Source organism: Micromonospora sp. CA-269861 (assembly GCF_050948505.1).
Taxonomy (GTDB): Bacteria; Actinomycetota; Actinomycetes; order Mycobacteriales; family Micromonosporaceae; genus Micromonospora.
Window position 1 is genome coordinate 1,113,334 of record NZ_CP192014.1, and the last position, 19,342, is coordinate 1,132,675.

Annotated in this window: 18 protein-coding genes and 1 other RNA gene; 14 read left to right on the forward strand and 5 right to left on the reverse strand. The window is 70.6% G+C overall.

Features of this window, described 5'->3' with window-relative positions:
* The first annotated feature begins 4 nt into the window (after positions 1–4).
* Both ACQP0U_RS05085 and hpf read left to right on the forward strand, forming a co-directional pair.
* Positions 5–712 carry a ComF family protein gene (locus ACQP0U_RS05085; RefSeq protein ID WP_433316197.1) on the forward strand — a complete coding sequence of 236 codons (708 nt, stop codon included), beginning with the start codon at positions 5–7 and terminating at the stop codon, positions 710–712.
* A gap of 246 nt (positions 713–958) precedes the next feature.
* Positions 959–1,594 carry a ribosome hibernation-promoting factor, HPF/YfiA family gene (hpf, locus tag ACQP0U_RS05090; RefSeq protein ID WP_433316199.1) on the forward strand — a complete coding sequence of 212 codons (636 nt, stop codon included), beginning with the start codon at positions 959–961 and terminating at the stop codon, positions 1,592–1,594.
* Between the two features lie 66 nt (positions 1,595–1,660).
* On the opposite strand, the gene ACQP0U_RS05095 is transcribed toward hpf, so the two are convergent.
* Both ACQP0U_RS05095 and ACQP0U_RS05100 read right to left on the reverse strand, forming a co-directional pair.
* Complete coding sequence (locus ACQP0U_RS05095; protein ID WP_433316200.1) at positions 1,661–2,773, reverse strand: GNAT family N-acetyltransferase; 1,113 nt, start codon at positions 2,771–2,773, stop codon at positions 1,661–1,663.
* Entirely contained in the window at positions 2,770–3,921 is a 1,152-nt protein-coding gene (locus ACQP0U_RS05100) for a GNAT family N-acetyltransferase (RefSeq protein ID WP_433316203.1), read from the reverse strand. The genes ACQP0U_RS05095 and ACQP0U_RS05100 overlap by 4 nt, the downstream gene beginning before the upstream one ends.
* 168 nt (positions 3,922–4,089) lie before the next feature.
* Here ACQP0U_RS05100 and secA point away from each other — a divergent pair, with 168 nt between their 5' ends.
* Entirely contained in the window at positions 4,090–7,017 is a 2,928-nt protein-coding gene (gene secA, locus ACQP0U_RS05105; RefSeq protein ID WP_433316205.1) for a preprotein translocase subunit SecA, read from the forward strand.
* Positions 7,018–7,136: 119 nt separating this feature from the next.
* Here the strand turns inward: secA and ACQP0U_RS05110 are convergent, their stop codons facing one another.
* Both ACQP0U_RS05110 and ACQP0U_RS05115 read right to left on the reverse strand, forming a co-directional pair.
* Positions 7,137–7,730 carry an Rv3235 family protein gene (locus ACQP0U_RS05110; RefSeq protein WP_433316207.1) on the reverse strand — a complete coding sequence of 198 codons (594 nt, stop codon included), beginning with the start codon at positions 7,728–7,730 and terminating at the stop codon, positions 7,137–7,139.
* Positions 7,731–7,974: 244 nt separating this feature from the next.
* Entirely contained in the window at positions 7,975–8,202 is a 228-nt protein-coding gene (locus ACQP0U_RS05115; RefSeq protein ID WP_433316209.1) for a helix-turn-helix domain-containing protein, read from the reverse strand.
* Between the two features lie 216 nt (positions 8,203–8,418).
* On the opposite strand from ACQP0U_RS05115, the gene ACQP0U_RS05120 reads away from it, so the two are divergent.
* Positions 8,419–8,928 carry a DUF6912 family protein gene (locus tag ACQP0U_RS05120; protein WP_433316211.1) on the forward strand — a complete coding sequence of 170 codons (510 nt, stop codon included), beginning with the start codon at positions 8,419–8,421 and terminating at the stop codon, positions 8,926–8,928.
* Between the two features lie 73 nt (positions 8,929–9,001).
* Here the strand turns inward: ACQP0U_RS05120 and ACQP0U_RS05125 are convergent, their stop codons facing one another.
* The gene (locus ACQP0U_RS05125) at positions 9,002–10,132 is read right to left on the reverse strand and encodes a hypothetical protein (protein ID WP_433316213.1); all 1,131 of its coding nucleotides are present in this window, start codon (positions 10,130–10,132) and stop codon (positions 9,002–9,004) included.
* Between the two features lie 291 nt (positions 10,133–10,423).
* On the opposite strand from ACQP0U_RS05125, the gene pruA reads away from it, so the two are divergent.
* From pruA to ACQP0U_RS05175, 10 genes are all read left to right on the forward strand, one after another.
* Positions 10,424–12,052, forward strand: coding sequence for an L-glutamate gamma-semialdehyde dehydrogenase (gene pruA, locus ACQP0U_RS05130; protein ID WP_433316214.1), 1,629 nt, complete (start codon positions 10,424–10,426; stop codon positions 12,050–12,052).
* A gap of 176 nt (positions 12,053–12,228) precedes the next feature.
* Positions 12,229–12,744: a PadR family transcriptional regulator gene (locus tag ACQP0U_RS05135; RefSeq protein WP_433316216.1), complete on the forward strand. Its 516-nt coding sequence runs from the start codon at positions 12,229–12,231 to the stop codon at positions 12,742–12,744.
* 121 nt (positions 12,745–12,865) lie between these two features.
* Positions 12,866–13,987 (forward strand): peptide chain release factor 2, encoded by a 1,122-nt coding sequence (prfB, locus tag ACQP0U_RS05140; protein WP_363614597.1) that lies wholly within the window; start codon positions 12,866–12,868, stop codon positions 13,985–13,987.
* Positions 13,988–14,105: 118 nt separating this feature from the next.
* Entirely contained in the window at positions 14,106–14,786 is a 681-nt protein-coding gene (ftsE, locus tag ACQP0U_RS05145; protein ID WP_030331491.1) for a cell division ATP-binding protein FtsE, read from the forward strand.
* Positions 14,787–14,853: 67 nt separating this feature from the next.
* Positions 14,854–15,729: a permease-like cell division protein FtsX gene (ftsX, locus tag ACQP0U_RS05150; protein ID WP_091393961.1), complete on the forward strand. Its 876-nt coding sequence runs from the start codon at positions 14,854–14,856 to the stop codon at positions 15,727–15,729.
* Between the two features lie 217 nt (positions 15,730–15,946).
* On the forward strand, positions 15,947–16,426 hold the full coding sequence (gene smpB / locus ACQP0U_RS05155; RefSeq protein ID WP_387167238.1) for an SsrA-binding protein SmpB: 480 nt from the start codon (positions 15,947–15,949) through the stop codon (positions 16,424–16,426).
* Positions 16,427–16,530: 104 nt separating this feature from the next.
* Positions 16,531–16,906: a transfer-messenger RNA gene (gene ssrA, locus ACQP0U_RS05160) on the forward strand.
* 69 nt (positions 16,907–16,975) lie between these two features.
* A complete protein-coding gene (locus tag ACQP0U_RS05165) occupies positions 16,976–17,653 on the forward strand; it encodes a hypothetical protein (protein ID WP_433316219.1) in 678 nt (225 codons plus the stop codon).
* Positions 17,654–17,822: 169 nt separating this feature from the next.
* On the forward strand, positions 17,823–18,332 hold the full coding sequence (locus ACQP0U_RS05170) for a hypothetical protein (RefSeq protein ID WP_433316221.1): 510 nt from the start codon (positions 17,823–17,825) through the stop codon (positions 18,330–18,332).
* A gap of 45 nt (positions 18,333–18,377) precedes the next feature.
* A complete protein-coding gene (locus ACQP0U_RS05175) occupies positions 18,378–19,331 on the forward strand; it encodes a hypothetical protein (protein ID WP_433316223.1) in 954 nt (317 codons plus the stop codon).
* Positions 19,332–19,342: the final 11 nt, after the last annotated feature.

Here is a 19,342-nt window from a genome sequence, read left to right on the forward strand (position 1 = left end):
CACGGTGAGCGGGCTCTGGGCGGACCTCGCCGACCTGGTGTTACCCGCCGACTGCGCCGGTTGTCGGGAGCGCCGACCCGGTCTGCGGCACGGGGTCTGCCCGACCTGTGTCGCGGCGCTGGACGAGCTGCGGCCACGGACGGTCCGCCCCACCCCCGCACCGCCGGGCCTGCCGCCCTGCGTGGCACTCGGCCCGTACGCGGGTCCGCTGCGTGAGGCTCTGCTGGCGTACAAGGAACACGGCCGACACGGGCTGGCCCGTCCGCTCGGCGCCCTGCTCGCCGAGGTCGTCGCGGCGGCCGTCGGCGGGGCTCGTCCGCTGACCCTGGTGCCGGTCCCGGACACTGCGGCGGCGGCCCGGTCCCGCTACGGGGATCACCTCGACCGGCTGGCCCGGCACTGCGCGGCCCGGCTCAACCGGGGCGGTTGGGCGGCGCGGGTGCGCCGTCCGCTGCGGGCGCTGCCCCGGCCCGACTCGGTCACCCTGGACAGCGCCGGGCGGGCGGCGGCGGCCGAGGCGGCCTTTCGGCCCCGCTCGACCGGACCGGTCCGGGGTCGTGCCGTGGGAGCGGCCCCGGTCGTGGTGCTGCTCGACGACATCGTCACCACCGGCGTGACACTCGCCGCCGCGAGCAGGGTGCTGACCGCGACGGGATGGGAACCCAGCGTCGCGGCGGTGCTCGCGGCGACCGAGAAAAGACACCAGTCGTAACCCACCGTGTTTCCGTTTCACCCGTTGGTGTACGAGCTGCGAAAAATCCTGGGCCGTCTCGGCAACATGGGGTGACTGCCGGGCGAACAGGAGTTAGCGTTTCGCTGTCGGGGGTAGGAGGTCGTTCCAACCGCCCCCGGCGGTGAGAGGAGGCGTAGCCGTACCAACCGGTCGACGCCAGCGGGTCTCCCCACGGCGCGCGGCCGGGTAAACCGGATCGAAGACCGTCCGAAAAAGGGAGGTCACGTGGACATCGTGGTCAAGGGCCGAAACGTCGAAGTGCCGGACCATTACCGGGTACACGTAGCCGAGAAACTCGCGAAGATCGAACGCTACGACCACAAACTTATTCGCGTCGATGTCGAGCTGTTTCACGAGCGCAATCCGCGCCAGGCCGACCACTGCCAGCGGGTGGAGATCACCTGCGTTTCCCGGGGCCCGGTGATTCGGGCCGAAGCCTGCACGAACGACTTCTACAGCGCGCTCGACGCTGCCATCTCGAAGCTCGACACCCGGCTGCGCCGCGCGGCCGACCGCCGCCGCGTACACCGGGGGCGGCACGCGCCGATCTCCGTCGCCGAGGCCACCGCGGGCCTTCCGGTCGCGGACCTGGTCTCCACCACGCTGAGCGCGCCGGGTGACGGCGCCCGCGCCGGCACCGCTGTCGCGGAGCGGGTCGAAGAGGAGCACGACGACCAGCCCTGGCACATCGCCCGGGAGAAGGTGCACCCGGCGGAGCCGATGACCATCGACGACGCGTTGTTCGAGATGGAACTTGTCGGCCACGACTTCTACCTTTTCCAGGACAAGGAGTCCGGCCGCCCCAGCGTCGTCTACCGACGCCACGCGTACGACTACGGCATCATCTCCCTCGCCACCTGACCGGTAGCCGACCCGCGTCGATCATGGAGTTGTGGTGGGGAACGCCCACCACAACTCCATGATCTGTCAACCGAGGTCGGCGGGGAGCAGCGCGAAGGTCAGGTCGTCCAGGCGGGCGCCGGCCAGCCCGGGCAGGCGGCCGCGCTGAACGGACTCGCGCCGGAAACCGACGCGCTCCAGCACCCGGTGCGACGCGGTGTTGTCCGGCACCGTGCCGGCCGACAGCCGGGCGATGCCGGCCGGGCCGAACGCCCAGCCCGCGAGCAACCGGACCGCCCGCGTGGCGTACCCCCGGCCGCGCCAGTCGGGTAGCAACGCGTAGCCGACCGAGGCCTCGCCAGCGGCCACATCGGTGTACGACAGGCCGCAACTGCCCACCGGCTCTCCGCTGGCCACGTCCGTGATCAGCAGCCGGGCGATCTCGCCGGTCAGCCATCCGCTCTGGGCGAGACGGCAACGCCGCTCCATCGCCTCGCGCGTCGGCGGCACCGGCGGTGCCTGGTTCGCCACCACCTCGGGTCGGCTGTGCAGCCGGTACATCAGCGCCGCATCGTCCGGCGCGAGCGGGCGTAGCGCCACCACCTGGTCGGTGAGCACCCCGCCGGGCAGGTCGGGCAGCAGCCGGGCGGCCGGGCCGGGCGGATCACCGGCGACGCGTACCCAGGCCAGCAGATCGTGCCGACCCGCGTCGCGGGACGCACCGGCCGACCGGCGCAGACCCTCGTGGCGGAAGCCGGCGGCCAGCGCGACCCGCTGGCTCGGCCCGTTCTCCGGTTCGGTGAGCAACTCCAGTCGGGCCGTCCCGGTGGCGAACGCGTGCTCGCTCAGCGCACGGGTCGCCGCGCTGGCCACTCCGCGCCCGCGCGCCGCCGGCCGCATCCAGTAGCCGATCTCCAGTTGACCCCGGGCGGGCACCGGGTTGTTCAGCCCCACCGCGCCGAGCAGCCGATCGGTGGCGGGGTCCGCGATGGCGTACGCCGCGCCGCCGCCGGTCCAGGCCGCCGGGGCGCCGACGTCGATCCACCAGCGGGCGTCGGTCCCGGTGTACGGCGTCGGCAGGTTCGAGACGAACCGCTGGGTCAGCGGGTCCGCGCAACCGTCGACCACGTCGGCGCTGTCCTCGGCGCGAAACGGGCGCAGCCGCACTCCGTGCGCCTCGACAACCGGCTGCGGAGTCATCCCAGATCCTTGGCGAGAAGCGCCCCGACCCACACGTCCACCCGCTCGCCCCGGTGCTGCACACCGCCCCGGGCGGTCCCCTCGATCAGGAAGCCGGCCTTCTCCGCCGCCCGGCGGGAGGAGGTGTTGCCCACGTTCGCCTTCCACTCGATCCGCGCCAGGCCCAGGGTGCTGAAGCCCCAGGCGCTCAGCGCGACGAGCGCCGCGGGCAGATACCCCCGGCCCCGGGCCGCCGGTGCGGTCATGAAGCCGACGTCGGCCAACAGCGGGTCGGCAGGGGAGAGCCGCAGGTCGAGCGTGCCCGCGTACCTGTCGTCGGAGTCGGCGATCACGAAGCAGGCGGCGTCCCCCCGAGCCCAGGCGTCCCGGCCGTAGGCCTGGTAGCCCTGCGCGTCGGCGCGCTCGTACGGGTCCGGCACTGTTGTCCAGCGGATGCTCTCCGGGTCCTGGCAGGTCTGCACCACGGCGTCCAGGTCCTGCTCCTCCATGGGCCGCAGACGCAGCTCGCCGGAACCGGTCGTGGCGAACAGGACGGGCTGCGGGCGGCCGAAGACGGCGGCCCGCCGGGCGGCGAGGGTGCCCGGGCCGGCCGGCCCGTTCGATCCGACGGCCGGCACCTCGCCAGGCAGCAGCGAGCCGATCCAGCCGTCCGCGCCGCCGTGCAGCGCAGGGTCGGCCATCCGCAGCCGGCCGTCGATCCGGAAACCGGCCCGGAGAGCCACCAGGCGGGACGCGTGGTTGCCCACCTCGGCCTGCCAGAGAAGCCGACGAAGCCCGAGGGTGTCGAAGGACCAGCGGGCGACCGCCCGGGTGGCCCGGACCATCACGCCCCGCCCCCGTGCCCAGGGCGCCGTCCAGTAGCCGATCTCACCGGTGCCGTTCCCGTCGATCGAGATCAGTCCGCAGGAACCCAGCAGCCCTCCGGTGCTCGGGTCGCAGACCGCGAACGGCGCCCCGGAGCCCTCGGCCCAGGACTTCCCGCTCATCTCGGTGACAAATCCGTGCGCATGTTCCGACCGATACGGGCGCGGTACGGTGGTCCAACGCTGAATGTCCGGGTCCTGGCAGGCTCGGTGCACGGCCTCGGCATCCGCCTCTCGCCAGGGCCGCAGCAGCACGCCGTCCTCGATGATCTCCACGGGCTCCACTCGTGCATCCTGCCGCAGCGTTCGCCGACGGCGTAACCGGATAACGTTTGGGGCGTGTGCGGGACGCGAGTTATGTCGGGTTCGGCGGGGTCGAGCACCGCCACCAGTGACCATCGCGCCGATGGAGCGCCTACGATGGTTCGAGACTGTCTAGGGGAGCGTTGATCCGTGTCGATTCTGGAAAAGGTCCTTAACGCGGGCGAGGGCCGCATGGTGCGCCGGCTCAAGGCGATCGCCAATGCCGTCAGCTCGATCGAGGACGACTACGTCAACCTCACCGACGAGGAACTGGCCGGCATGACCGAACAGTTCCGGGAGCGGCTCGACGAGGGTGAGACCCTCGACGACCTGTTGCCGGAGGCGTTCGCGGTGGCCCGCGAAGCGGCCGCCAGGGTGCTCGGCCAGCGCCCGTACGACGTCCAGGTGATGGGCGGCGCGGCGCTGCACTTCGGCAACATCGCCGAGATGAAGACCGGTGAGGGTAAGACGCTGACCTCGGTCATGGCCGTCTACCTCAACGCGCTCTCCGGCAAGGGCGTCCACGTGATCACGGTCAACGACTACCTCGCCCAGCGTGACGCGGCGTGGATGGGCCGGGTGCACGAGTTCCTCGGGCTGACCGTCGGCGTGGTGCTGCCCAACCGGCCGGCCACCGAGCACAAGGCCGCCTACGAGTGCGACATCACCTACGGCACCAACAACGAGTTCGGCTTCGACTACCTGCGCGACAACATGGCCTGGTCGAAGGAAGAGCTGGTGCAGCGCGGGCACAACTTCGCGGTGGTCGACGAGGTCGACTCCATCCTGATCGACGAGGCCCGCACCCCGCTGATCATCTCCGGCCCGGCCGAGCACTCCGCCCGCTGGTACGGCGAGTTCGCCGGCGTGGTGGCCCGGCTTCAGCCCGGCACCGACGGCGAGGGCGACTACGAGGTCGACCACTCCAAGCGCACCATCGCGGTGACCGAACGCGGTGTCGCCAAGGTCGAGGACCGGCTCGGCATCGACAACCTCTACGAGTCGGTGAACACCCCGCTGGTCGGCTACCTCAACAACGCCATCAAGGCCAAGGAGCTCTACAAGCGCGACAAGGACTACATCGTCAGCGACGGTGAGGTCCTGATCGTCGACGAGTTCACCGGTCGCATCCTGCACGGCCGTCGCTACAACGAGGGCATGCACCAGGCGATCGAGGCCAAGGAGGGGGTGGAGATCAAGCAGGAGAACCAGACCCTGGCCACCATCACCCTCCAGAACTACTTCCGCCTCTACGAGAAGCTGTCCGGGATGACCGGTACGGCGCAGACCGAGGCGAGCGAGTTCAACAAGGTCTACAAGGTCGGCGTCGTGACCATCCCGACCCACCGCCCGATGGTTCGCGAGGACCGGCCGGACGTCATCTACAAGACGGAGAAGGCCAAGTTCAACGCCGTCATCGAGGACATCGCCGAGCGGCACCAGATGGGCCAGCCGGTGCTGGTGGGCACGGTCTCGGTGGAAAACTCCGAGATCCTCTCCCAGTTGCTGCGCCGCCGTGGCATCCCGCACAACGTGCTGAACGCCAAGTTCCACGCACGGGAGGCCGAGATCGTCGCCCAGGCCGGGCGTAAGGGCGCGGTCACCGTGGCCACCAACATGGCCGGCCGAGGCACCGACATCCTGCTCGGCGGCAACGCCGAGTTCCTCGCCGCGAACGAGCTGCGCCAGCGCGGCCTCGACCCGCTGGAGAACGAGGAAGAGTACGCCAAGGCGATGGAGGATGTCCTTCCCACGTGGAAGCAGGCCTGCGACGCCGAGGCTGATGAGGTCTCCGCCGCCGGTGGCCTCTACGTGCTGGGCACCGAGCGGCACGAGTCCCGGCGGATCGACAACCAGCTGCGCGGTCGTGCCGGCCGGCAGGGTGACCCGGGCGAGTCCCGGTTCTACCTGTCCCTGCAGGACGAGCTGATGCGGCGCTTCCGCGCCGGAGCCGTCGAGGCGGTGATGGAGCGCTTCAACATCCCGGAGGACGTGCCCATCGAGTCGAAGATGGTCACCCGGCAGATCAAGAGCGCCCAGGCCCAGATCGAGGGTCAGAACGCCGAGATCCGCAAGAACGTGCTCAAGTACGACGAGGTGCTCAACAAGCAGCGCCAGGTCGTCTACGCCGAGCGGCTCCGGGTGCTCAACGGTGAAGACCTCTCCGACCAGGTCCGCAACATGATCGACGACACCGTCGAGGCGTACGTGCGGGGAGCCACCTCCGACGGCTACGGCGAAGACTGGGACCTTGAGCAGCTCTGGTCCAGCCTCAAGCAGCTCTACCCGGTCGGTGTGACGATCGAGGAGCTGGAGGAGGAGGCCGGCGGCTCCCGGGCCGGCATGGACGCCGACTTCCTGGTCGCCCGCCTCAAGGACGACGCCAACGCCGCGTACGACAGGCGTGAGGAGCAGCTCGGCGCCGAGGGGGTGCGCCAACTCGAGCGGATGGTGCTCCTCCAGGTCATCGACCGCAAGTGGCGCGAGCACCTCTACGAGATGGACTACCTCCAGGAGGGCATCAACCTCCGGGCGTACGCCCAGCGCGACCCGGTGGTGGAATACCAGCGCGAGGGCTTCGACATGTTCGCCACCATGATGGACGGCATCAAGGAGGAGACCGTCGGTTTCCTCTACAACGTCGACGTCCAGGTGACCGAACCGGAGCCGGAGGCGGGGGCCGACGAGGTCACGTTGCTCGACAAGCCGGTGGAGATCCGGGCCAAGGGTCTCAACCAGGCACCGCGGCGGCAGGGCCTGCAATACTCCGCGCCCACCATCGACGGTGAGGCCAGCCCGGGCGCGGTCGCCGTGGAGCAGGCCGAGCAGCAGGCTCCGGCGCTCGGTGTGGGCCGACCGGCCCCGGGTGCTCCGGCGGCACCGGGGCAGAGCGCCCCGTCCGCTCCGCAGCGGCCGGCATCCGGGCTGCGCGGCCCGGGCCTTCCGTCGGCCGGAGCCCGTCGACCGGCACCTAACCAGGCCGATGCGAGCAACGGCCCGTCCCGCAACGCGCCGTGCCCGTGTGGCTCGGGCCGCAAGTACAAGCGCTGCCACGGCGCCCCCAACGGCGGCAACTGACCGACAGCAACCGCACCGAGAGCGCCTGTACCGACAGCTTCTGACCGACGGGCCCCGGCCGACCAGGCCGGGGCCCGTCGCTGTCCCTGAGAGCCCCGACTCCGACCGGGCAGGCGTGGTCAGAGCACGTGCAGGGCAGTGCAGAGCCAGCGGCCCCGGCGATGCTCAAGGCGCAGTGCCATCGCCCAACTTCGGCCACCCGCGCCGCTGAGGACGGCTGCCGCCTCCACCGCGGCCTCCCGGGGCTCGCAGACCCGCAGGCGTAGCAGCCGGACCAGTGGTCGGCGGGCGCGGCGGCGGGATGCCCCGGCCCGGGCGGACGCGCGGGCGAGTTCGGTCAGCAGGTCGCCCGCTCGTGCCGGGTCGAGCAGTGCTCGTACCTGGGTCGGTGACCGGTAGCCGTTGACCACCTCCAGGCAGGTGCCGACGAACCGGTGCGCGGCTCGGGTCGCTTCCGGAGCGGTCGTCGCCGGCAACGATGCGACCGGGTGGGTGGTGGTGGACCGGCTGGGCACCGGGCGGAGGGCTGCCCGGCGCTCCGCCGGCCGGACCGGGTTGGGTCGGGTGGAGGCGAAGAGGTCGAGGGCGAGTTGACCGTCGGTCGGCGCCGGCCAGTAGGACTCGTCGGTCTCGTCAACGTACGGCGGGTCGAAGGGCGGGACAGGGCGCAGCCGCACTGATGGTCGGGAAGGACCGGGTCGCGCTCCGCTCATCAGGGCCCCCTCGATCTTGCGTTTGCTTTCGTTTGCCTCCGACAGGCTCGATTCTGAGCGACGGAGCGGCCTCGGTCAATGCTCCGAAGCGGCCTCCGCCCGACAACCACATGATCGACTCGAGTTTCTTGACAGCGCGGTATCCCAGCGGCCCCCGATGCCCCAACTTCCGCATAAGCGAGTGGATCATTCCCGGGCTGTGCGCGGGCTGGGCAGGCTGTGCGGGCTGGGCAGGCTGGGGGTGCTACTCGGGGTCGCGGTCGACCAGGGGGTTGCTCCGCACCCAGTCAGCGGTTTCGTCATATTTACGGGCTATGTACTCCTCCAGGCGGGCACGCTCGACGCGCCACTGGCCCCGCCCGCCGATCTTGATCGCCGGCAGTTCGCCGCTGCGCACCATGTGGTAGACCTGCGAGTCCGACACGTTGAGCTCGGCGGCCACGTCGGAGAGCAGCAGGAACCTCGGCTCCACAGGAAACTCCCGGGGTTGGTGTCGTTTGGCTCAGTTTGCCACCGACAGCCCCGGCCGCCCAGCACCGGAGCGGGTCGTTGCGGGCCAACCCTGCGGGACACACCGGCTACGGAACTTCCTCCGGCCGGAGGCGGGGTGTATGACGGTCACGGCGTGCGGCATGATCTGCGCCCGTGCCGGCGGCCGCCGGTGGAGGACGACGCGGGGAGACGACCGGTGACCGACGAGCTTGTCCGGGTGTACGTGCCGGCGACCGTACCGATGCTGGCCCGGCTGCCCGAGGAAGGGCTGTCCGCCGACCGGGCGCACGCCGTGACCCCGGCGCTGCGCGAGTGGTACGCCGAGGGCGACGAGGAGGAGTTGGAGTACGTGGCGTTCACCCGGGCCGCCCAGGACGCCCTGCACCTGCTCCGGGCCGACCCGAGCGCTCCCCGCCGTCGCGTCGTCGTCTCGGTCGACCTGCCGTCGAGAGCGATCGGGCGCGGCGACGGTGAGCTGGGCTCCAGCACCGTGACGTTGACCGATGCCGTGCCGGTGGGCGCCGTCGCGGCCATCCACGTGGACGGCGTGGACGCGGTCGAGGAGGTCGGCGCGGCGGCCGACGTGGTGGCCGAGGCGGTCGCTGGTGACCCCGACGCCCAGTTCACCGTCGACGGCGCCGAGGACCACGAGCTGGAGTGGTACGACGTGTCGGAGCTGGACCAGCTGCTCCGCGCGGCCGACTGAGCCGGACTCCGGCCCCGGCAGCAGCCTGAGCCGGACACTCCCCGGCAGCAGCCGGCACCGGCCCGGTCCGGCGTCAGCGAGCCGGGTCCGCCTTAGCCGGGTCCGCGTCGAGCGTCTCAGCGTCGCCGTCGAAGGTCTCGGCCGGGTCGTCGTCGTACGTCCTGGCGTAGCCCGGCTTGTCGTCCTCCGGAGCGACCTGCTCCGCGACCGGGCTCGGGGCGTCGGCCGGGTCGTCGTCGTCGCTGGGGGCCGGGCTGAGCGTGCGGCCGAAGGCGATGAGCGCGGTCAGCGCCCCGACGAAGAGCACCCAGATGCCGTTGTCCACCCGGGAGGTGCCGAGTGAGGTCTGCGCCACCGCGTCGGCCTCGCTGAGCGCGCTGGCAAGGTCGAGCAGCGACCGCCCACCGATCCGGATGATCACCTCGGCGAGCAGCAGGAGGAGGCCGGGCCCGGCGCCGGCGAGCAGGTACGCCGGCCAGCGCAGCGCCGGGGCCTCGGGATCGCGCCGGACGGCTCGACGCCGTGCCCAGGTCAGGTAGCCGAAGGCGAGAAGCCCCGCCAGCAGCCCGGCGACGAGCGATTCGGTACGCGACACCCACTTGGCCGCATTGATCAACGATTCCTGGCTGTCGCCGGCACCGAAGAGGTCGAACAGCGGGTCCCGGGCGCGGCTGAACGCGACCACGAAGATCAGCGTCCCCAGCGCGGCGGTGACCACCGCACCGATCGCCGGGGCGGTCCGCGCGCCGGCCAGCGCGCCCCCGATGATCGCCGCGGCCGCCGTGGTGCCGGCGATCACGTTGGTGGTGGACGTGTCGAAGTAGGTGAGGTTGATGGCCAGCGCTGCGGCGAGCCCGACGAGCATTCCGCCGCCGATCGCCCCGGCGAAGCGCAGGGTGGCCCAGTCGCCGTACCGGCGGGCCAGCAGGTTGCCGGCGGCCAGCGCGACGGCTGCCCCGGCCACCAGCGCCGCCGAGATCACGCCGGGCAGGGCGAACGCGGAGAGGCTGATCGCGGTGACCCCGGCCGCCGCCGAGGCGATGGCCTCCCGGGTGGACCAGAGCATGGCGGCAAGCCACCCCAGCGCCAGCAACGCGAGCACTGCGGCGCCGGGCGCGGGCAGTGGTCGACTGCCGGCGCTGGCCGCGTCGACCGCCGGCTCGTCCGACTCAGCGGCCGGGACGCGGCCGGGCTGCTTGGTCATCGTCTCCCCTTCGAGGCGGCAGGTCACCGACCACTCAGGGTACGCGGGCCCGCTGGGCTGCCTGTCGCCCCGGGACAGCGGGACGGATCGAGGCCGGTCGGTAAGGGGAGGAGGGGTGGGGCGGTCCTTGGCGCAGGGCGGTGGCCGAGGTGGGGCGCGCGGCCCCTCGTGGGAGAATCACGGGAGGTCCCGCCGCTGCTCGGCCTCCCGTGCGGCGTCCGGTGTCCGACCGTCCGGTCGGTGCCCGCGGGTCCGGTTTCGCCACTGCTGTCGAGATCGCCAGGAGCCTTGATGGATGCCGTGTTCTCCGTTCCCGAGCCGCGCAACGAGCCGGTTCGCAACTACGAGCCGGGCAGCCCCGACCGGGACCGGCTCCAGCGGCGGCTGACCGAGCTCGCCGCCGAGCGCATCGACCTGCCGATGACCATCGGCGGTGAGCAGCGGATGGCCGGCGGTGACCCGATCAACGTGGTGCAGCCGCACAAGCACGCCCACGTGCTGGGGGTGACCGGGCACGCCACCCACGACGACGCACGCGCTGCGACCAGGGCGGCCAAGGCCGCCGCGCCGATGTGGCGGGCGCTGCCCTTCGACGAGCGCGCCGCGATCTTCCTGCGCGCCGCCGAGCTGCTCGCCGGTCCCTGGCGGGACACTCTCAACGCCGCCACCATGCTCGGTCAGTCGAAGACCGCGATCCAGGCGGAGATCGACGCGGCGTGCGAGTTCATCGACTTCCTGCGGTTCAACGTGCACTTCGCGCGCCGCCTGCTCGAGGAGCAGCCGGCGTCCTCGCCCGGCGTCTGGAACCGCTTCGACCACCGCCCGCTGGAGGGCTTCGTCTACGCGGTCACCCCGTTCAACTTCACCGCCATCGCCGGTAACCTGCCGTCGGCGCCGGCCCTGCTGGGCAACACGGTGGTCTGGAAGCCGGGCCCGACCCAGCAGTTCGCCGCCCACTTCACCATGCGGCTGTTCGAGGCCGCCGGCCTGCCGCCCGGCGTGATCAACATGGTCACCGGTCGGGGCGAGGAGGTCTCCGATGTCGTGCTCGCCGACCCGGATCTGGCCGGCATCCACTTCACCGGTTCGACGAAGGTCTTCCAGCAGTTGTGGCGGACCGTGGGCGACAACATCGCCAGCTACCGGGGCTACCCGCGCCTGGTCGGCGAGACCGGCGGCAAGGACTTCGTCGTGGCGCACACCAGCGCCGACGTGGACGCTCTGCACACCGCGCTGATCCGCGGCGCGTACGAGTACCAGGGCCAGAAGTGCTCGGCGGCCTCGCGGGCGTACGTGCCGCGCTCGATCTGGGAGGGTGGGCTCCGGGACCGGCTGGCCGCCACCACCGACTCGCTGACCTACGGTGACGTGGCCGACTTCAGCAACTTCGGTGGTGCCGTGATCGACGACAAGGCGTTCGCCCGGCACACCGCCGCACTGGAGCTGATCGCGGGCGACGACAGTTGCCGGGTGCTGGCCGGTGGCACCGCCGACGACTCGGTCGGCTACTTCGTGCGGCCGACGCTCTTCGAGTGCGGCGACGCCGCCCACGAGACCTTCACCACCGAGTACTTCGGGCCGATCCTGGGCGTGCACGTGTTCGACGACGCCCGCTTCGACGAGGTGGTCGCGCAGGCCGAGTCGATCGCCCCGTACGCGCTGACCGGCTCGGTGTTCGCCACCGACCGCCGGGTCGTCGAGTCGGTCGGCGAGCGCATGCGGTACGCGGCCGGCAACTTCTACATCAACGACAAGCCGACCGGCGCGGTGGTCGGGCAGCAGCCCTTCGGTGGCGCCCGTGCCAGCGGCACCAACGACAAGGCCGGCTCCTGGCTCAACCTGGTCCGGTGGATCTCCCCGCGGACGATCAAGGAGACCTTCGTGCCGCCGACCGACCACACGTACCCCCACATGGGCTGACCGGCGACGACCCGCCGGCGGCGCGCGTGGCGCCGCCGGCGGACGCCCGGAATGTCGCAATCCATCGATAGTCCTCAACGGACAGTCTGCCGCCGACAGTGCACTTAGGAAGTCCTGTTGGGTGGCAAACTGGCAAATCCTGGACGCCGGGTGCGCAAAGTGGCAGCGTAGTGGGCATGGCGGATTCCGGAGTCAACCCTACGGCGGCGGCCCTTCTCGGCCTCCTCCATGAGGGCCCGATGACAGGCGGTCAGTTGATGGCCGCCGCTGAGCGCCGTCTGGCGCCGTACTGGTCGATGACCCGCAGTCAGGTGTACCGCGAGTTGCCGGTGCTGGCTGAGCGGGGTTTTGTGCGGCTCGGCAAGCCGGGTCCGCGGATGAGCCAGCCGTACGCGCTCACCGCCAGCGGAAAACGGACGTTCACCCGCTGGCTCGCGGAGAACCCGGGTCGGGACACCATCCGCAACCCGATAGCGCTCCGGATGGCGTTCGGCAACCTGCACTCCGCCAGCCAGCTGAAGGGCCTGTACGCCTCGGCCAACGAATACCACACCGAGGCCCTCGCCCAGGTCCGGGAGCAGGTGAAGAACGCCAAACGGGACGGCGAGACGTACGACGCCAGCGCGCTGGAGTTCGCCGTCGCCTACCACCGGGCTGCCCTGTCGTGGTTGAAGTCCGCCCCCGTCGGGTGACCTTCGGCGGATTCGCCGACAGCAAACGCGCTGCTCCGGCAGCACGGGCGCAGGGGCTATTTGGCGCGGACCTGCGGGGCTCGCAAGCTCACTCCTCGTCCGCGCAGTACGCTTGTCTGTCGTGACCGCTGCCGATTACGCCGAACAGCTCAAGGAACTCGACGCGACCCTGCGAAACATCGAGGCCGTCCTCAACATCGACCGTCTCCACGAGGACAAGGCCCGCCTTGAGCAGGAGGCCTCCGCCCCCGACCTGTGGGACGACCAGGCCAAGGCCCAGCAGGTGACCTCGCAGCTGTCGTACGTCAACGGCGAGATCAGCAAGCTGGGCAGCCTGCGTTCCGGCCTCGACGACGCCCAGGTGCTGCTGGAGCTGGCCGAGGCCGAGGCCGACCCGGGCGTGCTGACCGAGGTCGAGTCGGAGATCACCGGGCTGACCAAGGCCATCCAGGAGATGGAGGTCCGCACCCTGCTCTCCGGCGAGTACGACTCCCGGGAGGCGCTTGTCGCCATCCGCGCCGGCGCGGGTGGCGTGGACGCCGCCGACTTCGCCGAGATGCTGCTGCGGATGTACCTGCGCTGGGCCGAGCGGCACGGCTACCCGACCGAGGTCTACGAGACCTCGTACGCCGAGGAGGCGGGCCTGAAGTCGGCCACCTTCGCGGTCAAGGTGCCGTACGCCTACGGCACGCTCAGCGTCGAGTCGGGCACGCACCGGCTGGTCCGGATCAGCCCGTTCGACAACCAGGGCCGTCGGCAGACCAGCTTCGCCGGCGTCGAGGTCCTGCCGGTCACCGAACAGACCGACCACATCGACATCCCGGAGAACGAGGTACGGGTCGATGTCTACCGCTCCTCCGGCCCGGGTGGGCAGAGCGTCAACACCACCGACTCGGCCGTGCGGCTGACGCACATTCCGACCGGCATCGTGGTGACCTGCCAGAACGAGAAGTCCCAACTGCAGAACAAGGCCTCCGCGCTGCGGGTGCTCCAGGCCCGACTGCTGGAGCGCAAGCGCCAGGAGGAGCAGGCCAAGCTCGAGGGGCTCAAGGAGAACGCGGCGGGCTCGTGGGGCGACCAGATGCGCTCCTACGTCCTGCACCCGTATCAGATGGTGAAGGATCTCCGAACTGAGCAGGAGACCGGCAATCCGAGCGCGGTCTTCGATGGCGAGTTGGACGGATTCATCGAGGCGGGTATCCGTTGGCGCAAGCAGCGGCAGCTCGCCGGCGACGGTGCGTGACGGTGCGCGGGCGGAGCGCGTCGTCGATCTCCAGGTAGAGGCCTGATTCGACGACTCGTGCCGGTTCGGCGGGGCGTGGGGCTTGGCTCAGTTGTTACACCGCGTAGACTCACCACCCGTGATTCAGCTTGAGCAAGTGACGAAGACGTACCCGAAGGCGTCCCGGCCTTCGCTCGACAACGTGTCCGTCTCGATCGAGAAGGGCGAGTTCGTCTTCTTCATCGGTCCATCCGGCTCCGGCAAGTCCACGATCATCAAAATGCTGCTGCACGAGGTGGCCCCCAACAAGGGGCGCGTCGTCGTCAACGGCAAGGACGTCACGTCGATGCGCTCCTGGAAGCGACCCCACTTCCGGCGTTCGATCGGCTGTGTCTTCCAGGACTTCCGGCTGCTGCCCAACCGCACCGCCTACGAGAACGTGGCGTTCGCCCTTGAGGTGATCGGCAAGACGAAGGCGGTTGCCCGCCGGGTCGTGCCGGAGGTGCTGGAGCTGGTCGGGCTCGGTGGCAAGGAGCACCGCTACCCGCACGAGCTCTCCGGTGGTGAGCAGCAGCGGGTCGCCGTCGCCCGGGCGTTCGTGAACCGTCCACTGATCCTGCTGGCGGACGAGCCCACCGGAAACCTGGACCCGGACACCTCGATCGAGATCATGCGCCTGCTGGACCGGATCAACCGCACCGGCACGACCGTCGTGATGGTCACCCACGACTCCAACATCGTGAACCAGATGCGCCGCCGCGTCGTTGAGATTGAGAGCGGTCGCATCGTGCGTGACCAGGCCCGCGGCGTCTACGGGTGAGCCGGCGCTCCACCCCTGCGCAGCCTGACGACGAACACCTCATGCCGGAGACCCGGAGGAAATCCCGATGCGCGTGAAATACGTCCTGTCCGAGGTACTGGTCGGACTGTGGCGCAACGTGACCATGTCCATCGCGATGATCATCACGATGGCGGTCTCGCTGACCATGCTCGGCGCCAGCGGTCTCATGTACCGCCAGGTCGACGACATGAAGGACCTCTACTACAAGAACATCGAAGTCTCGATCTTCTTGACCCAGGAGGTGACCGAGCAGGAGCGCACCGACCTGCAGACCAAGCTCGACAGTGACCCCCTGGTCAAGGACGTCCTCTACGTCAACAAGGACGAGGCGTACAAGCGCTTCAAGGAGATGTACCAGGACGCGCCGGACCTGGTGAACGCGGTCAAGCCGGACCAGCTGCCCGAGGCGTTCCGGCTCAAGCTGAACAACCCGGAGCAGTACAAGAACGTCTACGACCAGTACAAGGACACAGCCGGCGTCGAGGAGATCATCGACCAGAGTCGACTGCTCGACAAGATCTTCAACATCCTCACCTCGATCCAGAACATCGCTCTGGCTGCCGCCATCGTGATGGCGATCGCCGCCCTGCTGCTGGTCGCGAACACCATTCAGGTGGCCGCGTACAGCAAGCGGCGTGAGGTGGCGGTCATGAAGCTGGTCGGCGCGTCCAACTGGTTCATCCAGGCGCCGTTCGTGCTGGAGGCCGTGGTGGCCGGCCTGATCGGTTCACTGCTCGGTCTGGTGGCCCTGGTAGCGGCGAAGTATCTGCTCTTCGACGGGTCGTTGAGCGCGTTGCAGGGTCTGCTCTCGCCGATCACCTGGGGCGACATCCTGTTCATCTTCCCGTTGATGGCTGGCGTCGGTGGTCTGGTCAGCGCGGGCACCGCCTGGATCACCCTGCGCTTCTACCTGCGGGTCTAGGCACCGGACGGGTCGTCCCGTCGTCTCCCGGGGACCCTCCCGCGGCCGGAAATAAACGGCGCGGGAGGGTCCTTGTCAATGAGGCTTATTCGGGCGGCCCTGAAGATGGCACGGCCTGCCCGACGGCGAGAGCCCGAATAAGCCTCATTCGGGTAGCATGATCGGTTGTCCGGCCGGGGTGAACCCGGCCGCGGACGGAGGAGAGGGGGTGGCACCGATGCCACGGGAAAAGGGGCGCAAGGTGGTCGCCTCCAACAAGAAGGCGCGCCACGACTACGCGATCCTCGACACGTACGAGGCGGGCATGGCGCTGACCGGCACCGAGGTCAAGTCGCTGCGGGCCGGGCGCGCGTCGCTCGTCGACGCGTTCGCGCAGGAACGTGACGGCGAGTTGTACCTGCACTCGATGCACATCCCGGAGTACACCCAGGGCACCTGGACCAACCATGAGCCCCGGCGTACGCGGAAGTTGCTGCTCAACCGGGTCGAGATCGACAAGCTCGTCGGCAAGACCCGCGAGGGCGGTTTCACCATCGTCCCGTTGCAGGTCTACTTCTCGGACGGCTGGGCCAAGGTCGAGATCGCCCTCGCCAAGGGCAAGAAGTCGTACGACAAGCGTCAGGACCTCGCCAAGCGCGACGCGGACCGGGAGATCGCCCGGGTGTCCGGTCGACGAGGCAAGGGCATGGACGACTAGTTCATCCTGTTTGTCCGGGTCGGCGTGCCGGCCCGGGGCTCGGGATGAAAGCTGTTGCGGCAGGCGTTAGTCTTGTCAGTGCCGCCACATCGGCGGCCTGTCGAGGGGGTGACTGGTTTCGACTTCGTACGCAGCGACAGGGGAAGCGAGCCGAGGAAGCCGACGTCGTCTCGAGAATCGGTCGTCGGAACTTTATAAGCGCCAATAACCAACGCGCTGACTTCGCTCTCGCCGCCTGAGGCGAGTAGCTAAGTCTGTCGGTCTGGGAACGCCTTCGTCCCAGTAGCCGGCATCAGCTAGGAGGCTGGCCAATCGGACCCGGTCGCGGGGTCCGTGCGGCGAGATTAATCAGCGACTGGGCCCGTCACACCAACTTGCTCGCGTGAGCGGTGGGGCCGAGTAGAGGCACAGCGAGCTGCGCTCGGAGAAGCCCTGACAAACCGGCGAAGGACCCGGGTTCGATTCCCGGCACCTCCACCACCTCGAACGAAGCGCCCCGGCCCACCAGCCGGGGCGCTTTGTTGTACGCGGGGCCCTACGCTGCCTCCTGTGACCAACCAGGAGCTGCGCCTGTCGGTCGGTGCGTCACCCGGCCAGCGCGTCGTGGCGGTGGTGGCCGGCGTCCTCGTCGCGGCCGTCGGCGCGGCGTTCGTGGCGCTGCCCCTCGTCGCCGACGGGTTGCTGCGCCGGCTGACCGGCCCGGGTGACGCGTTCGCCTCCTATGAGGAGGCTCGCGACCTGCCACCGGGGCTGCTGCCGCCCGGTCTACGCGACTCCGCCGACCCGAACCAGTCCGGTCCCAGCCCGTTCGTCGGCCTGTGTGGCCTGCCCTTCGTCCTGCTCGGCCTCTATCTCGTGCTGCGGGTGCTCCGCACGGCCGCCTGGCTGGACGGCAGCCGGGTGCGGGTACGCGGTGCGCTGCGTACCCGCACCGTCGACCTCACCACCGCCCGGATCGAGTCCGGCGTGGTGTCGTATCGCGAGGCGGACGACGATGGCCCGGCCGGCGGACCGCGAGTGCGGGCCATCCTCGCGACCCAACCGGGGAGTACGCGCGGGGTCACCATCCCGCTGCGCGGCATGGGGCTGCCCAGCCTGCCGCCGTCCGAGCTGCGGGCGCTGGCCGACGCGATCACGACGGGTCGACCGGGCGACGGGCGGGACGGCGACGCGCACGCCGTGGCCGACCACCTGCACCGCCGGGCAGAGCGCCGGTCGACCGACTGAGGCGGGCGTACGCCCCACTCGGTGTGTGCGGCACCCAGGGGTGATTCCAGCGTGGCTGGTGTGGTCGGTGGGAGCGACGGGGCAGATGAGGCGATCCGGGGCTCTGGACAGGGCGGGCCGGCAGGCTCACCATCGCGGTATGGGGTAGCAGCGCCGCGCGGGAGGTGCCATGGTCACCGGTCCGGTCCAGCAGCCGTCACTCGTCGCCCGACCGCGCGTCGCGCATCCGGCGGGGCTCCCCGCCGATCCTCATCCCATCGGTCTACCCGGCGAGCCGCGCCCGGCCGGCCTCGCCGGTGACGTGCACGCCCTCGGTCGGGCGGTTGCCGTCACCGCCACCGAGCCGCGCTGGCGCGAAGACGTTCTCCTCCGGCTGCGTCCGGTGCGCCAGGGCTTCGCCGAGCACGTCCGGATGACCGAAGGCCCCACCGGTCTCTACCGGGAGTTGCTCACCCAGTCGCCGCGGCTGGACCACGGCGTGCGGCTGCTGACCCGGGAGCACGCGGCTATCGTCGCCGCGATCCTGGCGGTCCAGCAGATCGCCGAGCGGCCCGAGGCGCCCCCCGACGAGCTGCGGCATCGGGCCGGGCACCTGCTGCGGCGGTTGGCCCGGCACCGTCGGCGCGGCGCCGACCTGCTCTGGGAGGCGTACCAGACGGATCTGGGTGGTGAGACCTGAGCGCCTGTCGGGAACCGGCAGGTCGGCGGGGGCGTCGAACCGTACATGAATCGACCGGCAGCGCTGCTCGTACTTCCGTTGTTGCTCCTGGCGGGCTGTGCCGCTACCGACGCCGGTCCGGCCGACGCTCCGCGCAGCCCGACGCGCGGCACCGAGGCGTTCGACGAGCGGGCCGCTCAGGTTGCCGACGCGTGGCGGCCCGGCCCCGACTGGCGCACCGGTTACGTGCCGTTGGAGGGGCCGACCCTGCTCACCGGTGACCCGGGCTTCACCCCCGACACCGAGGCGGCCTTCCGGGCCGGGTGGTACCGCGCGGAGGTCGGCATACCGCCCACCCGGGTCGGCGACGAGATCCGATTCCCGGACGGACGGCTGACGCTGCCGTTGGTCAGCGCCGCCGAGGCGTACCGGCAGCTCGACCAGGGTGACCCGCTGCCCTGCCCGGGGCGGCCGAAGCAGCCCGGCCGCCCCACCCCGGGAGGCCCCACCGTCGAACCGGGGCCCGACGGGTGGGCCACCAGCAGCACGCAGACCGCCTGTCTGCCGCTCACCGTCACCGCTGTGACACTCGACGCCGTGCCGGTGCGCACGAGCCGGGGTGTGGCGCAGGTTCCGGCCTGGCTGTTCACCATCAGGGAGCTGGCCACCCCGGTGGCCCGGCTCGCCGTCGCGCCGACGGCGGTCACCCCCGTCCCCGAGCCCAGCGCGCCGGCCCGGCCGCTGCCGGACGGGCTGGTGGCGGCCCAGGACCTGGCGGCCGTCGACGACGCCACGTTGACCGTGCGGCTCGGCGTCGGCGCGTGCGACACCGGGATCACGCCGTTGGTGTGGGAACGGGCGGACGTCGTGGTGGTCGGTGGCGGCGTCACCCGGGCCACCGGCGAATGTATCGCCGTGCTGAAGCTGGAGCCGGTCACCGTCACCCTCGCGGCGCCGCTGGGCGCGCGGCCGGTGCTGGACGTCTTCACAGGTGCCCCGCTGTCGATCGCGGCACGCTGACGGGGGGACCG